Below are 14,933 nucleotides of genomic sequence, written 5' to 3' on the forward strand. Positions count from 1 at the left end.
TAATCGATTATGTAGCTTATCCTAGCATATTTTTTAATCGTGAACAGGTTCTAAGCCCTGATATAAGCCCATTAAAAAATTAATGGGCTTTTTTTATGTTCACCTAATCAATCAAATGACATGCTGTTCATCAAATTTCTTGCTATCGATAGCAAAATATCTTGGTTATCTTTGCGAAAAAAAATCTTTACCATGATGCCTTATTCAAGCATTTAGCGGTAAGGAATTAGCATGACGGATTTTAATCAGCCATTTGATAAATATGCCAAAGCGCAACGCATTGTCACTGATGAGCAAGCCATTCAAGCTGCCAAGCAAGTGGCGGCTTTTGCCCTCATCAAGCGCGACGAGCGCGACCAACAGCGGCAATTACCTTTTGCAGTGATGGACTTATTTAGCCAAACCGGGCTTGGCGGCATACGTATTCCCAAACAATATGGCGGCGCCGAAGTGTCAAATCGCACCTTGGCAGACGTCTTTCGCATTTTGAGCAAAGCCGATGCCAATATTGGATTGATTCCACAAAATCAAATCAGCCTACTCAATATCATCAATATCATCGGCAATGACAGTCAAAAACACTTTATTTTTGGCGAAATTTTGTCAGGCAGTCGCTTAGCCAATGGCGGGCCAGAACGTGACACCAAAGACAGCAAAACCTTGGCGACGACATTGACCATTGCCAACAATGGTTATTATGTTAACGGGGAAAAATTCTATTCAACAGGCAGCAGTTTTGCCGATTACTTGGCGATTAAAGCCTTACACCCAGCGGGTCATGTGGTACTCACCATTATTGATAAAGCCGCAACGGGCGTTGAGGTAGTAGATGATTGGGATGGTTTTGGCCTGCGTACCACCTCAAGCGGCACGGTCAAACTTAACCAAGTCAAAGTCCTACCTGAGCTAATTTTTGATGAGCGCTTGCTCAGCGATGCACCGACGTATCGTGGGGCTTATTCTCAGCTGATACAAGCGGCGATTGATGTCGGGATTGCAGAAGGGGCGTTTGAAGATACCTTAGCCGTGGCAAAAAAAGCCCGTCCCATTGTCGATGCCAATGTCGAAGCTGCGCGCTTTGAGCCGTATTTGCTACAAGTAGTGGGAAAGTTAAAAGTACGCTTGGATGCGGCTACCCTATTACTGCAAGAAGCGGCTGATTATTTGGATGCGCTTGATAGATTGGATTTTGTCACCGCAGAGGAGGCAGCACTCGCGTCTATCAAAGTGGCAGAAGCCAAAGTATATGCCAATGACGCCGCTCTCACGATTTCTGAAAAACTGTTTGAAATTGGCGGTAGTCGTTCATCACTTAGTGAGCATGGCTTGGATCAGCATTGGCGAGATGCCCGCGTGCATACTTTGCATGACCCCGTGCGCTGGAAGTTACACGCATTGGGCGATTATTACTTAAATCACAAATTGCCCAACCGTCATGCTTGGATTTAGAAAGTAAGGAAAACACCATGTCAGATACCATCACCCGTCCAGTAAGGGACGCTCAAGCTTCGCTAGTCAAACCTGCGCCAGTCGCCCATATCATCAAGTCGGACAACGAAGCATTAGAAATCGCCTATCAGCTTGCCCAATCGTTTAAACAAGAACGTATAAAACGAGACCGCGAACGGCTATTACCCTTTGCAGAAATTGAAAGCTTGAGCCAATCAGGGTTATGGGCAATCACCGTGCCAAAACGCTTTGGCGGCGCTGATGTATCAAGTTGGACCGTCGCTCAAATCATTGCGCTGTTGAGTGGTGCAGATGGGGCCATTGGGCAAATTCCACAAAATCATTACTATGCGTTAGAAGTATTAAAAAACACGGGGACAGAAGCCCAGCAGCAACGAATTTTTGCTGAAGTATTACAAGGGGCGCGGCTAGGCAATGCATTGGCTGAGTTTAAGCCCAAAAATGCCGTTGATAAAACCACCAAACTCACCTCAACGCTAGGCGGTTATCTAATCAATGGCGAAAAATTTTACTGCACAGGCAGTCTGTTTGCACACCGTATTCCGACTTTGGTAAAAGATGACAATGAGCGCGAATTTTTGGCATTTGTGCAGCGAGACGCCAAAGGTCTCACGCTGATTGATGATTGGCAAAGTTTTGGTCAACGTACCACAGGCTCAGGCACGGTATTATTTGACCAAGTTTTTGTAGATAAAGACGATGTCATTGCTTTGGATACAGCCTATCAAATTCCCACGGTTTGCGGGCCGTTTGCCCAGCTGTTGCACGCCGCCATTGAGACAGGTATTGCACGTGGGGCGTTTGAAGAAACCTTGGTACAAGTGCGGCAAGCTCGTCCTTGGATTGATTCGGGCGTGGATAAAGCCACCGATGACCCACTCACGCTATTGCAAATAGGGCGCAGTGCGGCAGATGTGCGAGCGGTGGAGGTGTTACTCAAACACGCTGCCCAAACCATCGAGGCCGCTCGTCCAACGCCCAATGAGCAAAATATTGCCCAAGCGTCATTGGCGGTCGCGGCAGTGCGCGCATTAAGCACTGAAGTGGCATTAAAAACCTCCTCACAACTCATTGAGCTGGCAGGCAGTCGCGGTAGCCAACGTGACAAAGGGCTAGACCTGTATTGGCGAAACGCACGGGTGCATACCTTGCACGATGCGGCACGGTGGAAATACTACTTTATTGCCAATTATGCACTCAATGGGGTATTGCCGCCACGGCGAGGGACGTTGTGATGGGTGAGACGATAAAAAAAGAAAATAACCCGCCAAAGCCGATTATTCTCAACGCCTTTGATATGAATTGCGCTGGGCATATCAATCATGGGTTGTGGACGCACCCAAGGGATGAATCTTATCGATTCAATGAGCTTAGCTATTGGACAGGCTTGGCAAAAACCTTGGAGCAAGGGCTATTTGATGGGTTATTTCTGGCGGATATCACCGGGTGTTATGACGTTTATCAACATAACATTGATGTGACCCTTAAAGAGTCGGTGCAATTGCCAAGCCATGACCCGACCACCTTGGTGTCTGCCATGGCGTCGGTGACCGAGCATTTGGGCTTTGGTATCACTGTAAATTTAAGTTATGAGACGCCTTACCAATTTGCTAGACGTATGGCGAGTCTAGATCACTTAACCCAAGGTCGTTTGGGATGGAATATCGTGACAGGGTATTTGGACAGCGCTGAGCGGTTGATTGGTAATCAAGGGCTAAAGGCGCATGATTTACGCTATGAGCAAGCGGACGAGTTTTTGCAGTTGTGTTACCAGTTTTGGGAAGGCTCATGGCAAAACGATGCAGTCAAAATAGACAAACAGGCGCGAATTTTCACTGACCCTGCCAAGGTAAAAGCGATTCACCATCAAGGACGTTTTTACCAAAGTGACGGCGTTTTTCAAGTGATGCCGTCTATTCAGCGCACGCCGGTGTTATTTCAAGCAGGGGCATCAGCCAAAGGTTTGGCATTTGCCACCCATCATGCCGAGGCGATTTTTATTGGGGGTGGTGACAAATCAGCGATTAAACGGCAGGTGGAGACGATTCGCCAGTTGGCAAAAGCACAGGGTCGCGAGCTCAATGACATCAAAATACTGATGGGGATAACGGTAGTGACTGACAAGCGTCACGACCTTGCCCAAGCAAAGCTGGCGGAGTATGAAGGCTATGCCAGTAGCGAGGCAGGACTGGCACATTACTCAAGTTCGGTGGGGATTGATTTATCACAGTATGCCGATGATGAGGTGATTGCCTACCAACAAACCAATAGCATTGCGTCGGTGAACCAGCGCTTTCGGCAGCAGCAGGTTACCAAAGCGCAGCTGATAGCCGAGCATCGGTTAGGGGGACGCTATCCGCTGATCGTGGGTGATGGGCGCGAGGTGGCTGAGGCATTGATAACCTGGGTCGACGAGACAGGGATTGATGGTTTTAACGTCACTCGCACGGTCACGCCTGAGTCTTATGAGGACTTTATCCAGTATGTCATTCCTGAGCTACAACGTCGTGGACGCTTCAAAACCGAATACAAACAAGGCAGTCTACGCCATAAGCTCATTGGCAAAGGTGAGCGGTTACCCAGTTCACACCCAGTGCAAAGCTTTCGATGTTAAGGGCTTGTTTAGACGACATTTTTTAGCGTTATCAGTTTTTTATGTTTTAAGCAGCTATTTTTAAACAATTATTTTTAAGGAGCTATTATGGCAATCGCAGCAAAACATCGTGCTACTGTTTTAGGGGTAACTATCATTGCTGTCTTGGTGTTACTGAGCGGCTGGGCATTTTACAATAAAAGCCAAGCATCAAACGTCACCAAAGACAATCCGTTAACCATCGGTATTAGCCCGCCTTTTGCCAATCCACTTAAAGAAGCAGTCGCGGCGGCAAAACAGCAAGGTATCAACGTCAAATTGGTCGAGTTTACGGATTGGAATACCCCAAATGTAACACTTAACAGTGGCGACATCGATGCCAATTATTTTCAACATCAGCCGTTTTTAACCAATGCGCTCAAACAGCATCCAGAGTATAAGCTATCGGCATTGGGGAAAGGGGTTGCCACCCATGTCGGTTTGTATTCTAAAAAATACCAAAGCCTAGCAGCATTGCCGACGCGTGCCCGTGTGGTGGTGCCAAATGACCCTGTTAATCAAGGGCGAGCGCTACTACTGCTGCAACAGGCAAAATTAATTGGGCTAAAAGACCCAAATAATTTTCTGTCTAACTTAAACGATATCAGCAGCAATCCAAAACAATTGCAGTTTGTTGAAGTCGAAGGGCCGCAGACCGCAAGAGCGGTTGATGATGCTGATTTGGTGTTTAGCTACCCGCATTATTTGCGCTTAGCCAAAACCATTGACCCCAATCAAGCCTTAATCCTTGATGATACCACCAACAACCGTTATGCGATTTTATTCGTCACTCGGGATGATTTTGCCCAAAAAAATCCTGAACGAGCCGAACAGCTGAAAAAATTTATTCACATTTATCAAACGTCACCCAACGTAAAACAAGTGCTTGACAAAGAAATCGGGGGAAAACTTTGGTTTCCAGGTTGGACCTCGTAATGCGTTAACAAGTTTTAGCCATAACAATTACAAAGGATCATGCTATGCAGTCGTTTACTCATATTACCCAAGATGACAGTCATTCATCACCTCCCTATATCCGAATCGATAAGATCAATAAGTTTTATCAAGGACAAGCGCAAGCGATTCATGCACTAAAAGATATCTCGCTTGAGGTGCCAACAGGCAAAATTCTGGGTATTATCGGTAAAAGCGGGGCAGGTAAATCATCTTTATTACGCATTATCAACGGCTTGGAGTCGATTAGTGATGGTCATGTTTATATCGATGATAACAATGTGGCCTCACTCAACCAGGCCCAGCTACGACAGCTGCGACAAGGCATTGGTATGATTTTTCAGCATTTTAATCTGCTGTCGAGCAAAACGGTACAAGACAACGTCGCCTTGCCATTAAAAGTCGCCAAGGTAAGTCAGGCTGATATCAATAAACGTGTGGCGCAAGTGCTAGAGATGGTGGGGCTCAGTGATAAAGCATTGATGTATCCTTCTCAGTTATCAGGCGGTCAAAAACAGCGGGTGGGCATTGCGCGGGCGCTCGTGAATGAACCCAAAATTTTATTGTGTGATGAAGCCACGTCAGCACTAGACCCAGAAAGTACCCAGTTAATTTTGCAGTTACTCAAGCAAATTAATAAAAAACTTGGCATTACCATTGTGCTCATTACTCATGAAATGCAAGTCATTCGAGATATTTGTGACCAAGTGATTGTCATTAACCAAGGGCAAATCGTTGAAACAGGACCGGTGTGGAAAGTATTTGCCTCACCCATGCACACCATGACCCAAGAATTACTAGGCTATAACCAGTCATCCATTGATTTGGGTGAGGATAAACTCACCGACAAGCACAATGCCACTCATACCTTGCTCAACCTAAGATACGTTGCCCCAGTAAAATCTGCGCCTGATTTAAAAGCAATTTTTGCGCAATTTGAAGCGCCCGTCTCTTTGTATCAAAGTCAAGTGAATACCATTCAAGGCTACTTGGTAGGCAATATCGTCGTTGGCGTCGCAACCACGGGTTTAGATGTCGCCCAGTTGGCGCATCGCTTGGGACATCAAATTTTGCATGTGGAGTTAATCGGTTATGCTTGAGTTGTTACTGACGGGGTTGATTGACACCCTGATTATGGTTGGGGTATCGGCAATTTTAGCGTTTTTATTGGGGTTACCGATCGCATTGGTATTGGTCAATTCAAGCGAGCAAGGTATTGCCCCATCATTTTTGACCAATCTAAGTTTGGGTTGGTCGGTGAACATTGTGCGTGCTATTCCCTTTTTGATATTGATGGTGGCTATTATTCCAGCCACTCGAATGATTGTCGGTACAAGCTATGGTGTGTGGGCAGCCGTGGTACCGTTAACCTTAGCAGCGACCCCTTTTTTTGCTCGAATTGCCGAAGTGAGTCTGCGTGAAGTTGACGCAGGGCTCATAGAAGCGGCACAAGCGATTGGCTGCAACCGTGCACAGATTATTCGGCATGTCTTATTGCCCGAAGCATTGCCTGGCATTATTGCCGGGTTTACCGTGACGATTGTCACCATGATTAATTCGTCTGCCATTGCTGGCGCGATTGGGGCGGGGGGCTTGGGCGATATTGCCTATCGTTATGGCTATCAGCGCTTTGATGTGCAAATGATGGTATCAGTCATTGTCGTTTTGGTGGCATTGGTGATGTTGGTGCAAGCCACAGGCGATAGTTTGGCTCAATGGGTCGATAAACGCCAATTGTAGCCATGCAGATTTACCACTTTGATATGGCAAGTCTGATATAGCAAAAAATCAGCTAAATAATGCAGATATTGTTGTTTCACAAACGGCTTAATTTTTCGTTTAATGGGCTTATCGAAATGTCATCGATTTACAGTATTAAACTAAATAAGGAATAAAGATGTCTGCGACTCAACATCTAACCAATCAAGCAAATCAAACTATCCCACTCAATATCGTTGCGGTATCAGGTGGGCTCAACACACCATCAAAAACCGAAAGTCTGGTACAAAATATTGTAGATGAGTTGGCACAAGCCACGCCCATCAACGTACATTTTATCAAGCTGAGTGAAATCGGGCCTTTACTCAGTGGGGCGATTTATCGTAACCAACTGCCAGAGCGAGTACAAAATGACTTGGCAGCGATTGAGGCGGCGGACGCCTTGATTGTAGGAACGCCGGTGTATCGCGCGTCTTTTACCGGATTGTTTAAACACTTATTTGACTTTGTGGAGCAAACCGCGCTCGTGGATGTGCCGGTATTATTGGCTGCCTCTGGTGGTAGCGAGCGTCATGCACTGGTTCTAGAGCACCAACTTCGCCCATTGTTTAGTTTTTTCCAGGCCCAAACATTGCCAATAGGCGTGTATGCGACGGATAAAGACTTTACCCCAGAATACACCGTCTCAAGCCAACAGTTGCGTGACCGTATTGTGTTAGCGGTGGCGCGCGCGTTGCCGATACTTGAATGGGCACCCGCCAAAGGCAAACGCGCCCAAGCCATTAAAGAAAAATCGGCGCAAGCCAATCAGCAGTTAGGCATTAATAAACAAGTCGAACAAGCCGAAATATTACCCTCTGTGGCAGTGCCAGACTTATCAACCGCCGAAGCCAGACTACACCCGCAAACTGTTCAATCATCCCCTAAAAACCATCCATCCGTCGCCTAAAGGGCGCATGCCTTAGTGTGTATTAGCTGACATCACCAGCTCAGTATGAGTAAATACAACCCGAGCAACAAACTGCTTGGGTTATTCAAATTTTGTTTTTTGTGTGATTGATATATGTAATTTTGGAATATTAATTTGTTTGATAGGCGTTTGTTGTCTTAGGCTGCTCGGCTTACACTAATTTTATTCATTATCGGATTATTTGGGCCAACAGACTATGAATTTTCAACAACTTCGTATTATTCGAGAAACGGTACGCTGTGACTATAACTTGACGGAAGTAGGCAATGCATTATTTACCTCACAATCGGGCGTGTCCAAACATATCAAAGATTTAGAAGATGAGCTTGGCGTCGGGCTGTTTGTGCGTAAGGGTAAACGGCTATTAGGTTTGACCGAACCGGGTAAAGAGTTATTGGTGATTGTAGAGCGGATGCTACATGATGCCAACAATATCAAAACCTTGGCTGAACAATATACCAGCCAAGATAAAGGCGAATTGACCATCGCAGCCACCCATACCCAGTCTCGTTATATTTTGCCGCCCGTTGTGCAAGCGTTTAAACAGCTTTTTCCTAAGGTGCATTTGCGATTGCTACAAGCCGCACCGCCAGAAATTGCGGCAATGCTACTTGATGGACGAGCGGATATTGGCATTGCCACCGAAGCCTTGTCAAGCTATAGCGAGCTTGTGACTTTTTCTTATTATCACTGGTATCATGCGATTGTGGTGCCGCCAAACCATCCGCTAACCCAGCTTGAACAGGTAACGCTTGCCGACATTGTCCATTATCCGATTATCACTTACATTAGTGGTCATACCGGGCGAACGATGATTGATGAGGCGTTCGCCAAAGCAGAATTACAGCCTGATATCGTGATGACGGCCTTGGATTCTGATGTGATAAAAACTTATGTGGAATTTGGCATGGGCATTGGTATTATCGCCGATATGGCGTTTAATCCCAATAAAGACACCCAGTTAACATTACTCAATTGCGAGCCGCTATTTCATCAAAATACCACCTTGCTCGCGGTGCGACAAGGGCATTTTTTACGAGGATTTGGCTATCAGTTTTTAGCCTTGTGTAACCCTACGTTAACCCAAGCAACAATGCATGATGCCATACAACCTAGCAGCTAACGCTAAATCCTGATAAGAAAGTTTGTAAACTTATTGTCTGTTACATCCGATGTAATACGCGTCAAATTCGCTTGCTGTCTCGCTTGCTGTGCTATTTTTAAGATTTGGGTTTGTTTATATGGTGTTGATATGACTTCATTTGACGATAAAACGCTTTATGGTGAAAACTATAAAGCGTTTTTTGATGTCACTGCTTTAGCGATTAAATTGATAGGGTTAGCAGCAAAACTATTAAGTAGTTTTTGTGCTAACCAAAGCAGTTTTTGTTATTTTTTATTGAGCGATATTTGCTTTAAGCTTATGGCTACTGATAAACCGCCCATGACAAAAGGCGAGTTATCTTAATCAATTTTTGAGCTTACAAGCAGGGGTTACGATGAAAATTTTTTGGTTTATACCGACACATGGCGACAGTCGTTATTTAGGCACGAGTAAAGGGGCAAGAACCGTTGACCATACCTATATGAAGCAAATTGCAGTGGCAGCCGATAACCTTGGCTATGAAGGCGTGTTGATTCCCACAGGTCGCTCATGTGAAGACCCTTGGCTGGTCGCTGCTAGTCTCATTGATGCGACCACTCGCTTAAAGTTTTTGGTGGCATTACGCCCTGGGGTGACGACACCCGCGCTTGCCGCTCGTATGACAGGCACCTTTGATCGTTTATCAAATGGTCGATTGCTACTTAATCTGGTCACAGGCGGCGATGAACAAGAGCTTAAAGGCGATGGCATCTTTGAAGACCACGCGACGCGTTATCAGACAGCCAGTGAATACACCACGATTTGGCGAGAGATTTTAACCCGCTCGCACACCGGTGAATCCTTTACTTTTAACGGTGAACGCTTGCAAGTCGAAGATGCCAAATTGCTATATCCCCCTCTACAACAGCCGTATCCGCCCTTGTGGTTTGGTGGTTCATCTGAGGCGGCGCAAACACTGGCTGCCGAACAAGTTGACAGTTATTTGACGTGGGGTGAGCCGCCTGCTGCCGTCAAAGGGAAGATTGAGCAGCTTAAAACCAAAGCCGCTGCCAAAGGTCGCACGTTAAGCTATGGGATTCGTCTGCACGTGATTGTGCGTGAAACCAATGAAGCCGCTTGGCAAGCCGCTGATGAATTATTAAGTCATGTCACTGACGACACCATTGCCGCTGCCCAAGCCAAATTCGCCCAAATGGACTCGGTGGGACAACAGCGTATGGCGGCATTGCATGGCGGTCGCCGTGATAACTTAGAAATTTCGCCCAACTTATGGGCAGGGATTGGACTGGTACGAGGTGGCGCAGGCACCGCACTGGTGGGCGACCCACAAACCGTTGCCGCACGTATTCAAGAGTATGCCGATTTGGGCATTGATAACTTTATTTTCTCAGGTTATCCACACTTGGAAGAAGCGTATCGGTTTGCTGAATTGGTTTTCCCATTATTACCGATTGACACACAAAACACCTTGGTCAAGCCAAATTTGACAGGACCATTTGGTGAAATTGTCGCTAATAACTATGCACCCCCGCAACAAACCCGTGACACGGCAGCCTCAAAAACACCTGCCACTGAAACACCCAAACACGCCATCGCCTCTTAACTTCATCTTAAAGACATATTAAAGGCGTCTTAAATGCTTGTGATAAAACGTGCTAACTAAGGCACGTTTTACGCCTCGGTTTTACCTATTATACCTATCTATATCTATCATCCGACAGGGTGAGTGGAATGTACCCTAGCTATGATAAACATCTTTTAACTGATAGACCTTTTAACTGATAAACACTTTTTTTAAAAGTGGTAGCCAGTTATAGGGTGAGATTAGGCCAGCAAGCTAATTTGCTAAAGTTAATCATCAAAGTCCAATGTCCCAAATTTTTTGAGGTCCCACATAGCAGGAAAAGTGACTTCAATACACAAAGTTCATATTTAAAATTCGAATAACATATTGATTGTAATTAGAATTTTTTAAATTAATGCTTCGGTTTTATGGTTTCTAGTATGTCATTTTTTAATCAATAGTTTAGTTATGTAATTTTATGGGTGATAAAAGTTAATTTAGCGCTTTTTATTTTTTACAACTTATATAATGAAAAAGATTTAAATTTTAAATAATAAAACAATGAAATAAATAAATTTAAATCATGCACGTCAATTAATGATCAACTAACTATAAGGGCAATAAAACATGACAACTGAAAACAACGAAAAACTTTCTTTATTAGATGATGTGGCATTAAAAGCACAAATGCTTATGGCAAACCTCAAAGAGGGCGCTAATGATGGCTATGACCATTCTGTCACCAGCGCCGGTGAAAAGGGCTTAAAATCAGGCAAAGTGTCCGAACTCACCGCCATCGCTCCCTTAACCAAAGATGGGGCGGCTCGTATCAAACGAATTTTAGAAATCACCAAAGGCAATCTTGCAGGGGCGACCAATGTAGGCACCTTGCATGATTTGCGGTTGGTGTTTTTAGACAATGACACCAAGCTCCTGTTTTGTACCGCCTATGATGGCGACTGGGATGCTTACATTAACGACTTTGCTACCAAAATTCCAGAACTCATGGACTTGATTTTTGGCAATGTAGAGGGTTGGCCTGGGATTAAAGACCCGACTGTCAAGCAATTTATCCTTGACCATCAGATTACCGCTACCGGTTGGTATGTGGGTGTACCGCATCTGACGGTTCGTGATATTGCGCGTAATGACAAAATCGTGCGTGGCATCAATAAAGCCATTGAACAAGCCCAATAAGCCCGCTTAGAACTTGTATTCACCATATTACGTTTATCGTACTATTATAAGGGTACTATTCTAAGCGTACGCTGAACGGGCAAGCTTTAGGTTAAAATTTCGATACAAAAGCCATTTGTTGCGTGATTTTTACCATAAGCGATATTTAGCGTGGTGTATGGTGAGCAGGTTCTTAGCATCAAATTTTTGAAATTCCCTGCTAGGAACGACCATGAATAACGACAACCCAGCGAATGAAAGCCTACTTGGCAAATTAAAAACCCATCTACAAGATGGTATCGAGCATGGCATAGAGGCCGTTAAAGACAAATTTGAACACAGCGATACACCCGCTGAAAAAGGCAGTGTCAAAGAACGGGTACACGAGGCCACACAAAAAATCAGCACGCAGCTGCACAGCGTCACCACACGGGCAACGAACGCTATCTATCCCAATATCGCCACAATGGAACTTGAGGATATTCAAGCTATCATTTTGCATGACCGCCCTGCGCCTTACTATGGCACGCTTGTCGCGCTAAAAGTCAATGACAGCAATGCGGGTCGTGAATTACTAAAAGCGGTATTACCAAACGTCACAGGCTCAAAAAATTTCCAAAAAGATATGGATGCCAATTTGACCATTGTGATGACGTATGAGGGGCTAAAAGCTTTAGGCTTACCGCAAAGCTCGCTTGATTCTTTCCCAGAAAATTTCAAAACGGGTATGGCAGGTCGCTCCGATATCTTGGGTGACAAAGGCGATAATGACCCTAGTAACTGGCTTGCGCCATTTGGTGATAAAGGCGATATTCATATTTGCGGCGCGGTGATTGCCGATAGCCAAGAAAAATGGCAAGCCAAACTTACCGAACTTAAACAGGCGTTTGCCCCTTATCTAGAAACCAGCCGTAACGCCATCGAAATCTTGGTGGAACATGATTTTGGCGCAGATGGTGACGTCAAAAACGTGTTTGGTTATCGCGATGGCATCAGTAACCCAGAAGTTGATGGCAGTGGTATCAGCCTTGAAAATAACACCGAACGTCCGATTGCAGCGGGTGAATTTGTGTTAGGTTATAAAGGTGAAGCGGGCGTGGTACCCCCCATGCCACAGCCTGAAGTATTGGGTAAAAACGGCTCGTTTATGGTACTGCGAAAATACCGCAGTAATGTGGCTGACTTTCACCGCTATTGCCTTGAACAAAGCGACAATGACCCAGCTAAAGCCGATAAATTGGGGGCAAAAATGTTTGGTCGCTGGCGTTCTGGTGCCCCCATCACTCTAAGCCCAGATCACGATGATGAAGCCCTCGGCAAAGACAATGTAGCAAACAATAAATTTGACTACACGGACGATCCTTATGGCAAAGGCTGCCCATTTGGTGCCCATGCTCGCCGTATGAACCCACGCAATACCAAAGATTTTATTCTAAGCGATGTGCGTCTTCACCGTATCATCCGCCGTAGCGTTTCGTATGGCGATATCGTGCCGCCCAACGTGACCCAAGACGATGGTCAAGAGCGGGGTTTATTTTTTATCGGTATCAACGCGCATGCCATGGACACGCTTGAGTTTTTGCAAAGCCAATGGATTAATGACGGTAACTTTATGAACCTTGGGGAAGAACGTGACCCAATGCTAGGCGTACACGCAGGTAGTGACGCTGATAGCGATGTGTTCACCGTACCCGATGAGCCAATTCGTAAGCGGCATACCAATATTTTGCAATTTAATACCCTACAAGGCGGTGAATATCTTTTTGTACCAAGCTTATCGGCACTCAAATGGATTAGTGAGCTTAACGAAAATTCATATTAGAGTAAAACTAAATAAAAAAAGGTTAGGCATTTTTAATACACCTAACCTTATAAAATAATGAAAATAACAAAGGACAATCATCATGTTAAATAAATTATTCGGTCGTCGTTATGCCAAGTTTGACCCAACCATCGACCAGCTTACTAGCGCCGATGAAAAAGCCATCGACCAAATCACCGCAGATATTCGTGACTATATCGGCAAATCAGACACGGTTAGCAAAATCAACTATCACACCCGAGATGCCCATGCCAAAGGCTACTGTGCGTTAAAAGCCAACTTTGAGATTTTACCAAAACTACCCAAAGAATATGCCCAAGGTATCTATGCCAAACCCGCTCGCCATGAAGCGGTGATTCGTTTTTCTAACGGCTCATCTCGTGTGGCTGCCGACAACAAGCTGGGGCTTTCTCAAGGGTTGGCGATTAAAGTCTTTGGTGTCAAAGGCGAAAAATTACTGCCAGATGAGCCAGATAGCCCAAACTTTGACTACAATCTGATTAATTTTCCTATTTTCTTTTGTAATACTATCCAAGACTATAGTTATATTTCACGGCTATTTTTACAATTAAATGATTATTTTGCCAAAGGCGCGAAAGGTCAAGCTAAATTTGCCTTTGACTGGGTTACCCAATATGGCAAAAAACTGCCATCCAAAGAATCTCTCAAGACTTTTAGGGCTTTTAGTAAATTTAAAACCATCAAACCGCAAAATACCTTGTTATACAGTTTTTATTCACAGGGGGCGGTGCGTCATGGCGACTATATGGCAAAAATCCGTGTCGCCCCGACCAAAGCGTCACAAGCCAAAATCAAACGCCGAGATCTCGATGTCAACGCTACTAACGAGGCGATTCGTCCTCTGATTTTACAAGAAATCCGTGAGCATGATTATGAGTTTGAGGTGCAAATCCAGCTGTGCCGTAACTTAAAAGACCAACCCATCAATGACTTGACCAAAGAATGGGATGAAAAAGACGCGCCATTTGTGACAGTAGCAAAACTTACCATCCCTTGCCAAGATGTGCCGGATGACGGTAACTTTGACATTATGGAGCATTTGTCATTTACCCCGTTTCGCTGTATTGAAGCCAACCGTCCGATTGGTAATTTGCAACACGCGCGACTGCGTGCCTATCAAACCGCCTCGACCACGCGCCATCGTTTAAATCATAAAAAACGTGCCGAGCCAACCAATCTAAAACAGGCATTTGATAAAGATTTTTACAGCCTGTAAATTTGGCAAAAATCAGTAGCGGGGTGGTTATGGGAGCCTTGTTTGGGGTAAGATTTCACCCATTGAGTGAAAAACTACATCGCCCTCAATCATTCAACAACCGTTAGCCTGTGACTGGGCTAACGGTTTTTTATCTTTTAATCTAATCAAAAATAGTCGACAGCAAATACGATAATAGCAAAAAATTTCCCTCACTCAGCCATTATAAAGTTGCGTATTTGCTCATTAACGCTAGGAGCATAGTATGTCAGAATCGAATAACCTTTCTAACTTTAAAAACATAA

Annotated in this window: 13 protein-coding genes; all 13 read left to right on the forward strand. The window is 44.9% G+C overall.

The features are described 5' to 3' along the window. Positions 1 to 231: 231 nt before the first annotated feature. Positions 232 to 1,449 (forward strand): SfnB family sulfur acquisition oxidoreductase, encoded by a 1,218-nt coding sequence (locus tag RT143_RS11240; protein ID WP_313093112.1) that lies wholly within the window; start codon positions 232 to 234, stop codon positions 1,447 to 1,449. Between the two features lie 17 nt (positions 1,450 to 1,466). Beyond that, positions 1,467 to 2,705 (forward strand): SfnB family sulfur acquisition oxidoreductase, encoded by a 1,239-nt coding sequence (locus RT143_RS11245; RefSeq protein ID WP_313093113.1) that lies wholly within the window; start codon positions 1,467 to 1,469, stop codon positions 2,703 to 2,705. Continuing rightward, complete coding sequence (locus RT143_RS11250) at positions 2,705 to 4,084, forward strand: LLM class flavin-dependent oxidoreductase (protein ID WP_313093114.1); 1,380 nt, start codon at positions 2,705 to 2,707, stop codon at positions 4,082 to 4,084. The genes RT143_RS11245 and RT143_RS11250 overlap by 1 nt, the downstream gene beginning before the upstream one ends. A gap of 87 nt (positions 4,085 to 4,171) precedes the next feature. Then, the gene (locus tag RT143_RS11255; protein ID WP_050324622.1) at positions 4,172 to 5,038 is read left to right on the forward strand and encodes a MetQ/NlpA family ABC transporter substrate-binding protein; all 867 of its coding nucleotides are present in this window, start codon (positions 4,172 to 4,174) and stop codon (positions 5,036 to 5,038) included. Between the two features lie 44 nt (positions 5,039 to 5,082). Beyond that, positions 5,083 to 6,156 carry a methionine ABC transporter ATP-binding protein gene (locus RT143_RS11260; protein ID WP_313093115.1) on the forward strand — a complete coding sequence of 358 codons (1,074 nt, stop codon included), beginning with the start codon at positions 5,083 to 5,085 and terminating at the stop codon, positions 6,154 to 6,156. Next, entirely contained in the window at positions 6,149 to 6,796 is a 648-nt protein-coding gene (locus RT143_RS11265) for a methionine ABC transporter permease (protein ID WP_313093116.1), read from the forward strand. The genes RT143_RS11260 and RT143_RS11265 overlap by 8 nt, the downstream gene beginning before the upstream one ends. Positions 6,797 to 6,953: 157 nt before the next feature. Next, the gene (gene msuE / locus RT143_RS11270) at positions 6,954 to 7,724 is read left to right on the forward strand and encodes an FMN reductase (protein WP_313093117.1); all 771 of its coding nucleotides are present in this window, start codon (positions 6,954 to 6,956) and stop codon (positions 7,722 to 7,724) included. Positions 7,725 to 7,941: 217 nt separating this feature from the next. Beyond that, positions 7,942 to 8,868, forward strand: a complete 927-nt coding sequence (locus RT143_RS11275) for a CysB family HTH-type transcriptional regulator (protein WP_313093118.1) — start codon at positions 7,942 to 7,944, stop codon at positions 8,866 to 8,868. A 129-nt stretch (positions 8,869 to 8,997) separates the two neighbouring features. Further along, the gene (locus tag RT143_RS11280; RefSeq protein ID WP_313093120.1) at positions 8,998 to 9,213 is read left to right on the forward strand and encodes a hypothetical protein; all 216 of its coding nucleotides are present in this window, start codon (positions 8,998 to 9,000) and stop codon (positions 9,211 to 9,213) included. A 31-nt stretch (positions 9,214 to 9,244) separates the two neighbouring features. Then, on the forward strand, positions 9,245 to 10,453 hold the full coding sequence (gene ssuD / locus RT143_RS11285) for an FMNH2-dependent alkanesulfonate monooxygenase (protein ID WP_095355802.1): 1,209 nt from the start codon (positions 9,245 to 9,247) through the stop codon (positions 10,451 to 10,453). A 588-nt stretch (positions 10,454 to 11,041) separates the two neighbouring features. Continuing rightward, positions 11,042 to 11,611 (forward strand): hypothetical protein, encoded by a 570-nt coding sequence (locus RT143_RS11290; RefSeq protein ID WP_007394488.1) that lies wholly within the window; start codon positions 11,042 to 11,044, stop codon positions 11,609 to 11,611. Between the two features lie 211 nt (positions 11,612 to 11,822). After that, positions 11,823 to 13,412 (forward strand): Dyp-type peroxidase, encoded by a 1,590-nt coding sequence (locus tag RT143_RS11295; RefSeq protein WP_313093122.1) that lies wholly within the window; start codon positions 11,823 to 11,825, stop codon positions 13,410 to 13,412. Between the two features lie 82 nt (positions 13,413 to 13,494). Then, complete coding sequence (locus RT143_RS11300; RefSeq protein WP_313093124.1) at positions 13,495 to 14,649, forward strand: catalase family protein; 1,155 nt, start codon at positions 13,495 to 13,497, stop codon at positions 14,647 to 14,649. The last annotated feature ends 284 nt before the right edge of the window (positions 14,650 to 14,933 follow it).

The organism is Moraxella sp. CTOTU48268 (genome assembly GCF_032069585.1).
In the GTDB taxonomy this organism is placed as follows: domain Bacteria; phylum Pseudomonadota; class Gammaproteobacteria; order Pseudomonadales; family Moraxellaceae; genus Faucicola; species Faucicola cinerea.